Here is a 14,557-nt window from a genome sequence, read left to right as displayed (position 1 = left end):
CCACAGTATGTTCAGTTTTGCGTAAAATAAACTAGACATTTTATGCTGGATCACATTTAATGTGGCGGTTATACTTAGAAGACTTAACTAAACCAAATGCCGCCTTTGTGGGCCAAGTGCTTTAACGGCTAAGTTTACGCCCTAATAAGCAACAAAAGTGCGACAGGATAAAGATTTATGCGTAGAAAACATAGAAGCGAAGAAGACGAAACTGGGATTGACATGACACCGATGCTAGACATCGTATTCATCATGTTGATTTTCTTTATCGTTACAACATCATTTGTAAAAGAAGACACTGTTGAAATTGCTCGTCCAAGTACGAACCAAGATTCAACACCTCCTAAAAATCCACCACCGCTGATTGTGGTGTCGATTGATAATCAGAGCAATGTTTTTATGGAAGAGCGCTCTATCGATCCAGAAGCGATTCGTGCGAATATTGAGACTCAACTGGCCGTTGACCCTCGTTCTCCTGTGCTAGTTCGTGTGCATGAAGACGCCATCAATGACGTGTTGGTAACTGCAGTTGACCAGGCGAACGCTGCAGGTGTATCGAAAGTAAACGTTGCTCGCTGGATCACAGCAGACTAGCTGTAATTACTTTTTCAAAAGGCGGCCAGAGGTCGCCTTTTTTGTTGCCCATATGTTTATAGATGATTAATTTCGCATAACTTGAAACGATAACAAGACACCCTAGGCAAAACGGTAAAACTCCATCATGTCGAATTTATTAGTTATACTTTTCATCGCCCTAATCATTGGTTTTTGGGTTTATAATCGCCGTATACAAGAGAATGCCTTTAAAGCCGCACAGAAAGCCTGCCAGGATGCTTATGTGCAAAATCTAGACGGATATGTTGCCCTAAAGAAAATTTACTTTGATAGAGACTCTGAAGGTAAAATTCGTTTCTTAAGGCGTTATCAATTTGAGTTTGCCACTGATGGGGCACAGCGCTATGTTGGGTTTGTGGTAATGCAGGGAAAATGGCCGGTTATTGTTGAGATGGAGTCAACTTAGAGCTCATACTGATCTGACTCTCTATCAATTCAGTATTCAGCGCTTTTTTAGTTGTTTCGTAAGCTGCAAAAAAGGCTTCAGCCCCATTTTCCAAACGGGTTGGCCCTACCCTAGGTAAATCATGTATTGCTAATGTCGACATATTATCATTTTGAGGAACCTTTAAAGCTTCAGAGCCCTTTGCTCGCCAGGGTGATACCGACACAATATGGTGATAGAAAACCCTCTCCCCAGGCCTTATCGCTGCCATTGCCGGACGATCCTTTATACCACCATCCAACAAGTTGTAACCATTATATTTAAGAGGCTGGAACATGACTGGAATAGCACATGAAGCGTATATGGCTGGCACCAGTTCACCACTGTCCAGCACTATGGTTGATTTACTTTTAGTGTCATAAGCAGACAAAGCCAGTTTGGTTCGACACTCTTCAAAGCTTTTTACCGGCAAGATATCTTCAAGCATGCCCCGAAACTTCTTACCCTTTAACAACCCCCATCCAAAACCCGGGTCCCAGAAATCCTCTCTTTTTAAATCAAATAATATGTCTTTTAAAGAATCGGCAGTTACTCCTGATGCCCAACATGACGCAACTAGGGCACCAGCACTTGAGCCAGTCAGTTTTCTGGGCAACACACCATTTTCTTCCAGTGCCTTAAGCACACCTGTATGGGCATAAAAACTGAAGAAACCAGATGATAAAGATAGAGTGAAGGGTTCTTCGTGTAACCAATCGATAAGGTGCATGGGTATAGCAGCAGTAGTTGAAAGCCGCAGGATTGCGACTTTATGAATTATACTTCAACGTAATCTTCGCCAGTAAGCTGTTCATATTTAGCGATTAACTGTTCCTTCGTTTCGGGATTGTCATCATCTAAAGGAATACAGTCAACAGGACACACCTGCTGGCATTGAGGTTCATCATAATGACCTACGCATTCTGTGCACTTGTCTGGATCAATCTCATAGATCTCCTCTCCCTGATAAATGGCCTCATTAGGACACTCAGGTTCACAAACATCACAGTTAATACATTCGTCAGTAATTTTTAATGACATAGCAATTGATACCACTATTATTAAAAGACAACAGTATTATCGCTTATATCGTATGCAACTTCGAGAGTTATCTTGTAAATTTCTTTTCAAGTGCGTTTTGCACAATAGGATCCACAAATGCTGTTATGTCACCGCCTAGAGACGCAACTTCTCTGACTAAGGATGAAGAAATATAAGAATACTTCTCAGAAGGGGTTAGAAAAATAGATTCTAATTCTGGATCAAGGTGGCGGTTCATATTGGCTAGCTGAAACTCAAACTCAAAATCCGAAACCGCCCTTATACCGCGGAGTACTGCAAGCGCATTTTTTTCTTTGGCAAAATGGGCCAACAAACCATTAAAACCTTCAACCTGGACCTGGGTGTTTCCTTTAAACACTTCTCGCACCATATCTACCCGCTCCTCAAGGCCGAACATTGGCTTTTTAGAAGGGCTTTCAGCAATGGCAATAATTACGGTATCAAACAAACGACATGCTCGCTTTACTAAATCCATGTGCCCCTTTGTTATCGGGTCGAATGTTCCCGGATATAATACGATTTTTTTCATAAAATATGATTCGGTACCTTTTACTTGTTATCGCTATCTTACTGGATGCCCCGTTAAATGCCTAGAGGACCTAAAAAACGCTTAAACTGATATCAACGTTTCATCAGTTTAAGTAGTAACCTTGATAGTTTATTAGCTGGCGGGTACATTAAGTTCGTACCAGCAAACCGACTTTGTTTAAAAATACTTTTTGCCTTTGAGAAGGTCTTAAACCCTTCAACACCATGATACTGACCCATTCCACTGGCTCCTATACCACCGAAAGGTAGCTCCTCCTGACTGACATGCAAAATAGTATCATTGAGTGTCACTCCGCCAGAAATAGTATTTAACATGTAATTTTTAATGACTGACTGCTTATTGCTGAACAGGTATAGCGCTAAGGGACGAGGTTGACTATTAATGTAGCGTATAACATCCTGGTGATCTCCATAGGGAACAACAGGGAGCATAGGTCCAAAAATTTCTTGCTGACGAACCTGCATATCCTCGGTAGTATCCATTATCAGCAAAGGAGTAGCTTTACCATTCTTAATATGGCTTTCGCTTGCTCCATCAGCTTCCCAAAGAGGGATAATAGTTGCGCCTTTAGCCTTTGCATCCGCCAGCATGTATTGATATCGCTCAACCTGCTTATTTGAAGCAAGACTGGTATACCCTTTATTTTCCCACTCAGGATAAAACTTTTTAGCGACCTTCTTCGCCTTCTCTATAAACTGGTCTATATCTTCATTCGATATAAAGGCATAGTCCGGTGCAAGGCAGGTTTGGCCACCATTTAGCAGCTTTCCAAAGAGTAATCGCTCCGTTGCTGTTTTAATCGGAAAGCTTTTATCAATAATTGTCGGCGACTTTCCACCAAGTTCTAAAGTCACTGGAGTCAGGTTATCACTGGCTGCTTTCATAACTTTTTTACCGATCTCTCCCGAGCCAGTAAATAAAAGATGGTCAAAAGCTAAGCCAGAAAACTCAGCACCTACATCCGGGCCACCGTAAACCACCTTCACCCAGTCAGGACCAAGATACTGCTCACATAAACGAGTAAATAATAAACTAAACTGTGGGGTAAACTCTGATACTTTCAGCATTACCCGGTTTCCGGCAGCAAGAGCACTCACTAGCGGTCCAAGGGCCAGATATAGAGGGTAATTCCAGGGAACAATGATGCCTACCACTCCAACGGGCTGATACATAATTCGGGCTCTGGCTGGCTTGAACCAGAGGCTTACACCTCTTTTTTCGCTTTCCATCCATCCAGACAATTGCTTTTTGGTATGGCTTATTGCTTTTAACGAAGGGTATATTTCAGCAAGCTCAGTTTCAAAAGGTGAGCGATAACCAAAATCCTTACAAACTGCCTCGGTAATTGCCGACTCATTCTCGGTCAACATCGCTCTTAAGGAATCTAGTAATTTTAGCCGACGCTTAAGATCAGGGTATGGTTCTAGCTTATACTGCTGTTGTAAATGTTCTAAGTACGCTTGAATGCCCATTTGAAATTAATTTAAATAACAGTGAGTTAGAGTTATGCCAGCATAGCACAAAAGTGGTTGCTCACTAACTTATTCATGGGCAAGAATCAGAGAAACCGGTCAAAGTAATCCAAAATAGTTTGCTCCAGATAGAAGCTCACACCACGATTAGTCGGAGACGTAACAAAGCCTACATGCCCACCACGTTCACTGATTAGCAACTCCACACTATTCGATAACTGATCTTCACTGGGAATAATTTCAGGGGACATAAAGGGGTCATCTGCTGCATGTATGATCAGTGCTGGTCGCTCAACCCCCCCAAGATAATAAATACTGGAAGCTTGGCGATAATAATCATCGGCATCTTCAAAGTTATTCAAATAAGAAGTGATGCGATTATCAAACTCTCTAAAGGAATTGATAGCCATTACATCCCTGGGCGAAAGGTTTAATAGTTCTAATAAGCGTTCTGGAGAAAATTTTCGAACAATACGCTTCTTCATCGAGTTTAGAAGATAAAATTTGTATATTTTGGAAAAGCCCTGCTCGATGGAATCAGCGCAAATAGCAAGATCGAAAGGGGTAGACACAGCACAGCCCGCATCAATTGTAGCGTCATGCCCATTCTCACCCATCCATTTTAAAAGAACGTTTGCGCCCAATGAATAACCAGCCACGAATAGTCTATCGGGTGATTTTTCATGCTGTATATTTTGGATGATTTCTGCAAGATCATCGCTCCGACCAGAGTGATATGTCTTATCAAGGCGATTCATATCCTCACTGCAACCCCGCCAATAGACAAGAACTCCCCGCCACCGTCGTTGCTGTATCTGATAGATCATCCTTCTTAAATAGGGTGAATTAACATCACCCTCGAGACCATGCAGTAGAACTACAGTTGGGGCATCTCTATCTGGATTAACCCAGTCCATGTCAATAAAGTCGCCATCACTAAGTTCTAAGCGCTGCCGAGATAATTGCGGCAATGGGAGCCTGGTTGTCAATGGCCCCCAAAAGGTTTGTAAATGTCTGTTCCTTAACCACCAAGGTGGATCAAAATGGCTTTCCTTAAGCATAGCACCCGTCGTGTCGTTTATTGTATATGATATTTCTTACTCAACTCATGCACAGCGTTAACAAAAACACCTGCTTTTTCAGGATCCACGGTTTGGTGTATCCCATGTCCTAAATTAAACACATGACCGCTACCATGTCCATAGCTAGCAAGTATAGTTTCAACTTCTTGACGAATTCTTTCGTCGGATCCGTACAATATAGATGGATCCATATTGCCCTGTAGAGCAACTTTTCCATCCACTATCTGTCTAGCTTCCGAAAGGTTCGTTGTCCAGTCAACTCCGAGACAGTCACATCCCGTAGCGGCCATTAGATCGAGCCATTTCCCACCGCCTTTCGTAAATAAAGTAACAGGAATCTGTTGACCATCCTTTTCTCTAACCAGTCCTTGTACTATTTTTGACATATATCGTAAGGAGAACTCTTGATAGTCACGAGGTATCAAAACGCCACCCCAGGTATCAAAAATCATCAGCGCCTGAGCTCCCGCCTCAACCTGTGCATTTAAATAAGTAATTATAGAGTCAGCTAACTTATCCAATAACTGATGTAGAACCTGTGGCTGCTCATACATTAAGCCTTTAACTTGAGAGAAGTTCTTCGTAGTCCCCCCCTCTACCATGTAAGTTGCCAGTGTCCATGGGCTACCAGAAAAGCCAATTAATGGCACTTCACCTTTAAGCTCATGGCGAATGGTTGATACTGCATCGGTCACATATTTAAGCTCCTGGTTTGGATCAGGAATAGGCAAAGCCGCAATTTCCTTAGCGTTTCGAACTGGATTCTTAAAAGCCGGCCCCTCGCCAGGAGTGAAGTATAAGCCTAGCCCCATAGCATCTGGGATTGTTAGAATATCCGAAAATAGAATCGCAGCATCCAGAGGGTAACGTCTTAAAGGCTGCAATGTAACCTCGCAAGCAAGCTCAGGGTTAGTACATAAATCCATAAAACTTCCTGCTTCAGCTCGCAACTCTCGATACTCAGGTAGGTAGCGCCCTGCCTGACGCATCATCCAAACCGGCGTACGGTCTGTGGGTTGTTGTAAGGCAGCTTTTATATATCGATCGTTTAGTAAAGGTTGGTTCATAATCTGCGACTGGTGTATCAATAATGGTCGCTATTATAAATGGAAGCTGGTTTGAAAACAGCCTAAATCTTAAAGAAAAGAGCTTTATTGGCCGTCCTTTCCACTCCCAGCTAACTCATTAACGACTGAAGATAACTGACGAATCCAGGGTTTTTGGGCCAATATTTCCGGCGGCAAGGATTCTATTGCCTGTTGGGCTTCTGCTCTCGTTGGGAATGCTCCCCACAGCACCCGGTAGCGTTTCTCTCCCTTTAACTCGGTTGAGTAGACATAACTATCAGCCAGATCTACTGAGGTCTGAAAGTCTCTTGCAGCAATTTCATCAGAGTGTGAAAATAACTGTAAGCTATAAGCGTCTTGAGACTGACTAGAAAGCCATTGCTTAAAGGTTTGTTTTTCCCCCGTAGTCACTTTTTGAGGTGATGGCTCCTTAGCGACTTCAAGCGCAATATCTTCAATAGGATCGTTTAAGTCACTACTTTCCTTACCCTTCTCGTCACGCTCTAAAGTCATTTCAGGTGGAGCACTGTCATTAGTGACAGTTACCTCGGGCTCGGCACCTTTTGCTTGTTCGGGAGTGTTTTGAATCGTATTGTCAGAGAGTAGGCTTTCTTCTTTTTGTTCTGGACCATATTCTTCATCAACTTCGAGCACCAACTCGTTTGAGGTTGACTGCTCCTCTGATTCATCACCAGTGAGTAAATTAATGACAACTATCACCAAAAATATTATTGCTGCGGCTGCAAGCGCGGCAGTCATGTACCAGCTTTTGTTCGCCTTATCAAAATTCTCATTACTTTCCTGTCCGGAAAATAAAGTGCTAAAGTTCTTTTTGGCACCCTCAATAATATCCTTCGGCAAACCCTGACTTGAATACCAGATAGTGTCACTTTGCATTTGTGACATTTGAGCGTATTTAGGCTGGTCCTGTAATTGTCTCTGAAGAAATTCAAAACATTCTTCTTTCGTTAGTAGAGGCAAGTCTACAGACCGATCTGAAAATGCTTCCACTCGTTCGCTTAAACCAGGCTCGGCTAGTAATAACCAGTATATGTTTTCGGCTGGATCAGTTAATTTTTGTAATAACAAGGTAGATGCCTCATGAGCATCATCAATAATTACCAATAATGGCTTATCTGGAACCTTTGGCAACTGAGCCCTGATTTGCTGGATAGTACTTAATGGATGAACCTGAATAATCTGGCAATCAATACTGTCATCTAGAACGAGCTTCTTCTCGAAGATTTTTCCGAATGCAGACTTACCCGCTCCGAACTCACCTTCCATTACTGCAAAACCACCGTTAGGAACCTGATACTTAATCAAACTCATCAAACGCTTCCAACTAGCGGGCAAATATAAAACACGATTGTGCTTTTCAAATGCATTTGGATTTAGTGATTGAGAAAAAGCCATTTAAAGCAATACCTTATGCTACATACTGCCTAAGAAATTGACGGACACTCTTAGGCTCCACTTTGTGATTTATAGTAACCTCACCAATTGATTTTGGCAAAATAAGAGTGAGACATTGGTCAACATTTTTCTTGTCCATCATCATAGCATCAACCAAACCGTCTGCTGTTAATAGTCTTTTGAATGGCTTCATGTTGACTGGCAGACTAAATTTAATCAATAACTGTTTAATTTTACCTGCTTTGCTTTTTGTAATTAACTTTTCTGATGATGCATACTCGGCTGCCAAAACCATTCCAATGGAAACTGCTTCACCGTGTAATAACTGGCCATACCCAAGGCTATTCTCTATAGCATGCCCAAAAGTATGTCCATAATTAAGCCAAGCTCTTATACCTTGCTCTTTTTCATCCTGTCTTACCACATTAGCTTTAATTTCACACGCCCTATTAATCATATATATCAGGGCCTGCTCCTCACCACTTAATATGGAATCGACATTGAGCTCTAACCAATTAAAGAAGTCCTCATCACAAACAACTGCTACTTTTACTATTTCTGCCAACCCAGCCTTAAACTCGTTTTCCGGTAACGTATGCAGTGTGCTGATATCAGTCACCACACGTTTCGGCTGATGAAATGCACCTATCATGTTTTTGCCCTTTGGATGATTGACAGCCGTTTTGCCACCAACAGATGAGTCCACCTGAGACAACAGTGTTGTAGGAACTTGAATAAAATCAATTCCCCTTTGGTAGGTGGCAGCGGCAAAGCCTGCCATATCCCCCACAACACCACCACCTAAGGCAATCAAGGTTGAGTTTCTTCTTAACCCGCTGTCAAGCATTACGTTGATTATTCGGCTGTAGTTTTCGAAGGACTTATGAACCTCGCCATCTGGCAATATATATTCAAATATCTGGTACTGGTTTAAAGAAGAACGAAGGGTATCTAGATATAGAGGGGCAACCGTTTCATTGCTGACAATAAATACCTGCTGCCCTCTTATGACTTCTGAAATAGTTTTACTGTCGGACAGTAGTCCTTTGCCGATAACTATTTGATAACTGGATTCTTTTGATATTAATCTTAAATCAAGAGTTTTCAAAGTTTTTTGCTTACGCTATAGGTTGTTCCATCAACTCAACAATTTCTTTTGCCACGGATTTCACTGAACTAATATTGGTAGCAACCGTCAGGTCGGCAATCTCAGTATACAAGGGTTCCCTTTCAGCCATTAAATCTTCTAGCGTAGCTTTAGGGTTTCCATTTTGGATTAACGGCCTGCGTTTATCCCGGCGTGTTCTCTCAAGCTGCTGCTCTATTGAAGTTTCTAGATAAACTACCACGCCTCTGGCTGCCAGGTGATTACGACTCTTATCGGACACAATTGCTCCGCCACCTGTTGCCAGGACAATCCCCTGCCGTTCTGTTAACTCTTCAATAATTTTCTCTTCGCGCTTTCGGAAGCCCTCTTCACCCTCGATATCAAATATCCAATCGATAGGCGCACCGGTTCTTTCTTCAAGCTCGTGGTCGCTATCTACAAACTCAAGCTTCAAGATTTCGGCTAACTGCTTTCCAATGGTGGTTTTACCCGCTCCCATTGGTCCTACTAGGAAGATATTGCGCTTACCTTTCATTATTAATATTGAACTCTTTTAATTAACCAAATTTAAAAACCAAAAACCCAGGCACGCGATTATACCCGGGTTTTTAGTATTTGGGTATGAAAGACTAGTTTTTCAAGCCTTGCTTAAGAATTTTTGGTGTTACGAATATCAGCAATTCTTCTTTTGAGTTTTCTCTAGAAGTATTTCTGAATAACCAGCCCAGTAGTGGGATATCGCCTAGTAAAGGCACTTTCGTCTCGTCATATTTGGTTCTGTGTTGGAAAATACCACCTAATACAATGGTTTCTCCATTATCAACCAATACCTGAGTTCCTATCTCCTGAGTATTAATAGCAGGAGCACCACCTGAAACACCGTCGAATACCAGTTCTTCACCACGCGTATCTTGTGTAATGGCCAAGTCAAGAATAACACGACCATCAGGAGTGATTTGTGGCGTCACTTTCAACTCAAGAACAGCTTCTTTGAATTGGATGGTTGTCGCACCACCACCAGCGGCTGCACCACCGGCACTTTGCTGGTATGGAATTTCTTCACCCGCTTTGATAAATGCTTCTTTCTGGTTTGCAGTGATTACCTTCGGGCTGGCCACTACTTCACCGCGGTTTTCAGCTTCTAACGCTGAAAGTTCCAAGTCGACAATAATACCATCAGCCAATCGAGCAAAGGTAAGGCCTAGCGACCCTGCTGCATTGCTCACTGGTAGATTCACATTCATGCGGTCATCAAGAGTTGCCTGACCATCAAGTAAGCCGAGTCTAAAGTTGGTATCCGTTAAGCTACCTGATGTAGCTGCTTCTTGTGAATTGAAGGTATCAGAAACCCCAAATCGAGCTCCAAGGTCACGGACGAAACCATCACTGGCGGTCACGATACGGGCCTCAATAAGTACCTGCTCTACTGGAATGTCGAGCTGTGTTATTAGTCGACGGACATCTTCTAATTTTGATGATACGTCTCTTACGATTAGAGTATTGGTTCTAGCGTCTACAGATACAGCGCCTCTCTCGGAAAGCACACCTACTTTTGAACTATCCCCTTCACCTCCAGCCGTTGCTAGCAAGGCTGCGACTTCTGACGCCTTAGCATAATTTACCTGGATAAGCTCCGTTCTCAAAGGCGCTAACTCTTCTTGCTGTTTGTTAGCTTCTAGTTCCTGTTGCTCACGAGCAGCGATAACATCCGCAGGAGCAACCATCATCACGTTGCCTTCTTTGCGCTTGTCCAAGCCTTTAGATTTCAAGATGATATCTAAAGCCTGATCCCATGGAACATTAACTAGGTTTAAAGCCATAGAGCCTTGAACATCATCACTGATAACGATGTTTATACCGGCAAAATCGCCCAGAGTATGTAAGATTGCTTTTAAGTCCATATCCTGGAACTGCAATGTCAGGCGCTCACCTGTGTACTTAGGCTTTTCACGCTCACGTCGCTCTATTTCTTGCTTTGATAAAGGCTTGAGTTCAATAGTGTAAAGATCATCCGCTTGATAAGCTAAATAATCAAAACGGTCATTACCACGAACTGACAAGCGAACAGTATCGCCACGACGTGACGTTTCAACAAGCTGGGCGGGCGTGCCAAAATCAATCACATCCAGTCTACGAATGAAGTCAGGATCAATATCACTACCGATGAAGTCAGCAATAACTGTGCGGCCTTCTTGGCGTAAATCTACGTTGACATTAGGTGAACCTAGCGTGACTAAAACACGTCCTTCACCAGCAGTTCCTCTACGGAAATCAACGCCTGTAATATCAAACTCAGAGCTAGCAGTATAACTTGAGCTTGTTCCCGGCTTGCTTGCCGCAGCCGAACCTGCTCCAGAACCAGCGTCAAGTGTCACAACGTACGCATTGCCTTGTATTTCACTATTAAACGATACAAGTTCTGATAAATTGATGACAACGCGAGTTCTGTCTCCTGCCTCAATAGCAGTAACAGAGCCCACAGCTCCTACACCAATATCTTTCGTCTTGTAGTCCAAGCCGGAGTCTACGCCAGCAAAGTCCATCGAAATTCTAGCTGGGCTATTCGTTGTAAACTCTTGTGGTGTGGGTGGCATATCCGAATAACTCAGTCGCACCATGACCTTATCACCTGGTAATACGTTATAGTCTATAGACTGTAACGTACTGGCGTGGACACCCCATGAAAACAGCATTGCACCCGCTAACACTGAACAATTCTTTATTAACTTCTTCATCTTTATCAACATAGTCGTTTTACCCAATTTTGACTTGTTCATCCGTTCTTCATTTTTAATTCGCATCATTCAGCCCTCACTGTCCCAAGACCAGGTACTGTGTTCGATTTTCCCAACAGCCTCGGCCATTCGGAATTATCGCTTCAATGGTGATTTGATTACTATCAATTTTACTGATTCGCCCATCATTCAGGCCGATATACTCACCTTCATGTACGGGTTGAATAACGCCTGCGCTGTCACCACTTAAGATTTTCACTAACCCTCTTAACTCTTTCTTGTTAGCAATCATGCCCATATATTGAAGGGCATCCAGACCAAATTTTTCCATTTCATTCTTTTGACGATTAGGATCAGGTCTAACATCAGTCTCACAATTTCCATCAACCACCATGGTACGAGATTCTATTTCAGGATCCAGGCGCGCAAATGGACTCCGCATATCTGAAGCAGAGTAAGTAAAAGGTTCATAAGCCGCTACTTTTGGTAATGGCTCAACACTTTGCTTGGTTTCACTCTTAATTTTAGCAATCTTTTGGTCCAAGCTTTCCATTCCCTCATCTTCACAACCACTTAGAAATAGGATTGAAAAGGCTGCTCCGAGAAGGATGCTGGTCTTATTTAAATACTTCACTGTTACCCCTCCTCAGACTCATAACGGTATGTTTTTGCTAAGACACTGAAACTTAAATTCTCAGTACCTCCCTGCTCTTCAGTACCTGCGCGTCGACCAGTATTTGATGCCCGCTGAATTTTAAAGTTATGCAGCGTTACAATACGAGGTAGCTTTGAAATCCGACTCACGAAGTCAGCTATCTGGTGATAGCTTCCTGTCGCAACGATTTCAATCGGCTTTTCAATATAGAATTCTTTCTTCGTTTCATTAAGATACTTATGAGATAGTAGCTCCACTCCAGAACCAGAAGCTGCATAGGAGATCTCATCCAGCAAACCAGGAATTTCCGTGTTTTTTGGTAATTGCTCCAGAAGTCCCTTAAAGGTTTCTTTCATCTCAGCCATTTGCTTTCTGTAAGCATCTAAATTTACGGCCTTCTCGTACTCTCTTTTATAGTCATCCAGTAACTGGGTCTCTTTGCGCTGCTTTGACTCAAGCTCACTTATCTGTTCGCTTGTGTGGAAGTAATAACCCAACCCTAAGACAACAACCATCGCAATAGCAATAAAAACGATTTTCCCTGGGAGAGGCCATGAACCAATATTATTAAAATCTTGATACTGACTTAAATCGGCCATTATTTGCCCTCCTCAACCGTTTCTTTACCAGGAACAACCTGCTTTGCTTCCAAAGTAAAGTTTTGCGCAGGCAAGCCTTTAGTTTGTTTATTAACATCTTTCAAAGAACTGGTTTGCAAACGCTCAGAAGAGTCCATCTTACGCATAAACTCAGAAATACGGGGGTTTGTTTCACCCTGTCCAGTAAATACCAGTTTATGCTGTAGAATTCGCTCGTTCTTATTTCCAACGCTTGTTTCTACACGCTGCCAGGTAGTCAAGTTGATCCCCTCAGGAGTTACGCGAGTTAACTCGTCAAACATTCGCACCACTTCTGGACGACTACGTTGTAGATCCGTGATTAGGTTCATGCGCTTTATGAGCTCTTCTTTTTCCTTCTTAAGCTTCTCAATTTCTTTTGTTTGCTGTTTTAAAATACCAATCTCCGTATTGAGTTTGTTAATACGTTGATCTTGGTTATCGATCCTGGACTGCATAACAAAATGTACCAATACAAAAATCAGAGCTGCCAAAACCAGCATTAGACCAAAGGTAATCCAAAACTCTTTATTTCTCTCCTGACGTAATTCTCCACGCCAGTCTAGTAAGTTAATACGTGCCATTAGTCAAAACTCCTTAATGCTAGTCCACAGCTTATCATCATTGCTGGCGCATCAGCACTTAATGCTTGTGTATTCACATGTGATGATATTGACATATCCGCGAAAGGATTTGCGACTCGAGTTGGAGTACCTAAATGTTCCTGAATCATACCATCCAGGCCATCAATCGAAGCACAGCCACCCGCGAGAATCACTTCATTAACGGAGCTAAACTCACTGGCAGAGAAGAAGAACTGAAGTGCTCGACCAACCTGCTGTGTGATGATTTCTGCAAATGGCATTAACACTTCTGATTCATAATCATCTGGTAAGCTCCCCTGCTTCTTTGCAAGACCAGCTTCCTGATAGGACAGACCGTATCGACTTTGAATTTCTTCTGTTAACTGATTCCCACCGAATAATTGTTCACGGTTGTAAATAACCTGACCATTTTGCAGTACGTTAAGACTCGTCATTGTTGCACCGATATCAACGATGGCGACTACTGAGTCTTCCATATGTTCTATGGTCTTTTTCTTGGTCAATTGATACGCTCGCTCTATGGCGTAGGCCTCAATATCTACAATTTTTGGTGTCAGACCCGCTATTTCCAGCGCATCAATTCGCGTATCAACATTGATACTTCGTGAAGCAGCTAATAATACATCCACCATATTGTCATCATTCGGAGAATCACCTAGAACCTCAAAGTCCAGGTTAACCTCTTCTAACGGATAAGGGATGTACTGATCGGCTTCTACCTTAATGGTATCTTCCATCTCTTGGTCAGTAAGGCCTTTCTCCATTTGGATTGAGCGTGTAATGACCGCCGAGCCAGATACAGCGACTGCTGCATCCTTGGTTTTAGCCTGCGCTTTCTGCACCGCTTTTTTAATTGCATTACCCACGGCCTCGGTATCACGAATATCACGCTCTACAACAGCACCTTGCGGTAATGGTTCGACGGCATATCTATCAACGCGGAAACGACCACCAGATTTTCCTAACTGCAGGACTTTGACAGCGGTCGAGCTGATATCAATACCGATTACTGGTACTTGTTTCTTTTTGAATAACCCCAGAACCATAAATCCTATGCCTCATTTAGTTGGTTCAACAATGTCCCTAACTTCTTAATTAATCTTTAGTTGAGTGCTTAAGACACGTCCCCAAAAGTGAATCCAATTTCAC

General features: G+C 42.6%; 16 protein-coding genes. 2 read left to right on the top strand and 14 right to left on the bottom strand.

Annotation, left to right across the window (positions count from 1 at the left end; translation table 11 throughout):
- The first annotated feature begins 177 nt into the window (after positions 1 to 177).
- Positions 178 to 594, top strand: coding sequence for an ExbD/TolR family protein (locus KS2013_RS01885; RefSeq protein ID WP_068988890.1), 417 nt, complete (start codon positions 178 to 180; stop codon positions 592 to 594).
- Positions 595 to 721: 127 nt separating this feature from the next.
- On the top strand, positions 722 to 1,021 hold the full coding sequence (locus KS2013_RS01880) for a DUF3301 domain-containing protein (RefSeq protein WP_068988887.1): 300 nt from the start codon (positions 722 to 724) through the stop codon (positions 1,019 to 1,021).
- Here KS2013_RS01880 and KS2013_RS01875 read toward each other — a convergent pair.
- The 14 genes from KS2013_RS01875 to KS2013_RS01810 all read right to left on the bottom strand — a co-directional run bounded on the left by KS2013_RS01875 (position 996) and on the right by KS2013_RS01810 (position 14,454).
- On the bottom strand, positions 996 to 1,769 hold the full coding sequence (locus KS2013_RS01875) for a patatin-like phospholipase family protein (RefSeq protein WP_068988886.1): 774 nt from the start codon (positions 1,767 to 1,769) through the stop codon (positions 996 to 998). The two genes, KS2013_RS01880 and KS2013_RS01875, sit on opposite strands and share 26 nt — an antisense overlap.
- A gap of 47 nt (positions 1,770 to 1,816) precedes the next feature.
- Positions 1,817 to 2,080: a YfhL family 4Fe-4S dicluster ferredoxin gene (locus KS2013_RS01870; RefSeq protein ID WP_068988885.1), complete on the bottom strand. Its 264-nt coding sequence runs from the start codon at positions 2,078 to 2,080 to the stop codon at positions 1,817 to 1,819.
- Positions 2,081 to 2,147: 67 nt separating this feature from the next.
- Positions 2,148 to 2,630, bottom strand: a complete 483-nt coding sequence (gene coaD, locus KS2013_RS01865) for a pantetheine-phosphate adenylyltransferase (RefSeq protein ID WP_068988881.1) — start codon at positions 2,628 to 2,630, stop codon at positions 2,148 to 2,150.
- A 92-nt stretch (positions 2,631 to 2,722) separates the two neighbouring features.
- Positions 2,723 to 4,123, bottom strand: a complete 1,401-nt coding sequence (locus KS2013_RS01860) for a coniferyl aldehyde dehydrogenase (protein ID WP_068988877.1) — start codon at positions 4,121 to 4,123, stop codon at positions 2,723 to 2,725.
- Positions 4,124 to 4,209: 86 nt separating this feature from the next.
- Positions 4,210 to 5,184: a hydrolase gene (locus KS2013_RS01855; protein WP_068988875.1), complete on the bottom strand. Its 975-nt coding sequence runs from the start codon at positions 5,182 to 5,184 to the stop codon at positions 4,210 to 4,212.
- Positions 5,185 to 5,201: 17 nt separating this feature from the next.
- The gene (hemE, locus tag KS2013_RS01850) at positions 5,202 to 6,272 is read right to left on the bottom strand and encodes a uroporphyrinogen decarboxylase (protein ID WP_068988872.1); all 1,071 of its coding nucleotides are present in this window, start codon (positions 6,270 to 6,272) and stop codon (positions 5,202 to 5,204) included.
- 84 nt (positions 6,273 to 6,356) lie between these two features.
- Positions 6,357 to 7,604, bottom strand: a complete 1,248-nt coding sequence (locus KS2013_RS01845; protein ID WP_228703699.1) for an SPOR domain-containing protein — start codon at positions 7,602 to 7,604, stop codon at positions 6,357 to 6,359.
- Between the two features lie 97 nt (positions 7,605 to 7,701).
- Entirely contained in the window at positions 7,702 to 8,796 is a 1,095-nt protein-coding gene (aroB, locus tag KS2013_RS01840; protein WP_068988866.1) for a 3-dehydroquinate synthase, read from the bottom strand.
- Between the two features lie 10 nt (positions 8,797 to 8,806).
- Complete coding sequence (aroK, locus tag KS2013_RS01835; protein ID WP_068988862.1) at positions 8,807 to 9,331, bottom strand: shikimate kinase AroK; 525 nt, start codon at positions 9,329 to 9,331, stop codon at positions 8,807 to 8,809.
- 94 nt (positions 9,332 to 9,425) lie between these two features.
- Positions 9,426 to 11,600 carry a type IV pilus secretin PilQ gene (gene pilQ, locus KS2013_RS01830; protein ID WP_228703698.1) on the bottom strand — a complete coding sequence of 725 codons (2,175 nt, stop codon included), beginning with the start codon at positions 11,598 to 11,600 and terminating at the stop codon, positions 9,426 to 9,428.
- 7 nt (positions 11,601 to 11,607) lie between these two features.
- Positions 11,608 to 12,165, bottom strand: a complete 558-nt coding sequence (locus KS2013_RS01825; RefSeq protein WP_068988858.1) for a pilus assembly protein PilP — start codon at positions 12,163 to 12,165, stop codon at positions 11,608 to 11,610.
- A gap of 2 nt (positions 12,166 to 12,167) precedes the next feature.
- Entirely contained in the window at positions 12,168 to 12,785 is a 618-nt protein-coding gene (locus KS2013_RS01820) for a type IV pilus inner membrane component PilO (protein ID WP_068988855.1), read from the bottom strand.
- Positions 12,785 to 13,387 carry a PilN domain-containing protein gene (locus KS2013_RS01815; protein WP_068988853.1) on the bottom strand — a complete coding sequence of 201 codons (603 nt, stop codon included), beginning with the start codon at positions 13,385 to 13,387 and terminating at the stop codon, positions 12,785 to 12,787. Before KS2013_RS01815 ends, KS2013_RS01820 begins: the two co-directional genes overlap by 1 nt.
- Positions 13,387 to 14,454 carry a pilus assembly protein PilM gene (locus KS2013_RS01810; protein WP_068988849.1) on the bottom strand — a complete coding sequence of 356 codons (1,068 nt, stop codon included), beginning with the start codon at positions 14,452 to 14,454 and terminating at the stop codon, positions 13,387 to 13,389. Before KS2013_RS01810 ends, KS2013_RS01815 begins: the two co-directional genes overlap by 1 nt.
- Between the last annotated feature and the right edge of the window lie 103 nt (positions 14,455 to 14,557).

The sequence above is a fragment of the Kangiella sediminilitoris genome, from assembly GCF_001708405.1.
GTDB lineage: Bacteria > Pseudomonadota > Gammaproteobacteria > Enterobacterales > Kangiellaceae > Kangiella > Kangiella sediminilitoris.
The sequence above is the reverse complement of the archived record's forward strand: the minus strand, read 5'-3'. Positions and strand labels throughout refer to the sequence as shown.

Coding starts and splice junctions, on each gene's coding strand:
- KS2013_RS01855 (WP_068988875.1), bottom strand. CDS start 5,184: ATGCTTAAGGAAAGCCATTTTGATCCACCTTGGTGGTTAAGGAACAGA.
- hemE (WP_068988872.1), bottom strand. CDS start 6,272: ATGAACCAACCTTTACTAAACGATCGATATATAAAAGCTGCCTTACAA.
- KS2013_RS01870 (WP_068988885.1), bottom strand. CDS start 2,080: ATGTCATTAAAAATTACTGACGAATGTATTAACTGTGATGTTTGTGAA.
- KS2013_RS01880 (WP_068988887.1), top strand. CDS start 722: ATGTCGAATTTATTAGTTATACTTTTCATCGCCCTAATCATTGGTTTT.
- KS2013_RS01815 (WP_068988853.1), bottom strand. CDS start 13,387: ATGGCACGTATTAACTTACTAGACTGGCGTGGAGAATTACGTCAGGAG.
- KS2013_RS01875 (WP_068988886.1), bottom strand. CDS start 1,769: ATGCACCTTATCGATTGGTTACACGAAGAACCCTTCACTCTATCTTTA.
- KS2013_RS01810 (WP_068988849.1), bottom strand. CDS start 14,454: ATGGTTCTGGGGTTATTCAAAAAGAAACAAGTACCAGTAATCGGTATT.
- coaD (WP_068988881.1), bottom strand. CDS start 2,630: ATGAAAAAAATCGTATTATATCCGGGAACATTCGACCCGATAACAAAG.
- KS2013_RS01845 (WP_228703699.1), bottom strand. CDS start 7,604: ATGAGTTTGATTAAGTATCAGGTTCCTAACGGTGGTTTTGCAGTAATG.
- KS2013_RS01860 (WP_068988877.1), bottom strand. CDS start 4,123: ATGGGCATTCAAGCGTACTTAGAACATTTACAACAGCAGTATAAGCTA.
- KS2013_RS01885 (WP_068988890.1), top strand. CDS start 178: ATGCGTAGAAAACATAGAAGCGAAGAAGACGAAACTGGGATTGACATG.
- pilQ (WP_228703698.1), bottom strand. CDS start 11,600: ATGATGCGAATTAAAAATGAAGAACGGATGAACAAGTCAAAATTGGGT.
- aroK (WP_068988862.1), bottom strand. CDS start 9,331: ATGAAAGGTAAGCGCAATATCTTCCTAGTAGGACCAATGGGAGCGGGT.
- KS2013_RS01820 (WP_068988855.1), bottom strand. CDS start 12,785: ATGGCCGATTTAAGTCAGTATCAAGATTTTAATAATATTGGTTCATGG.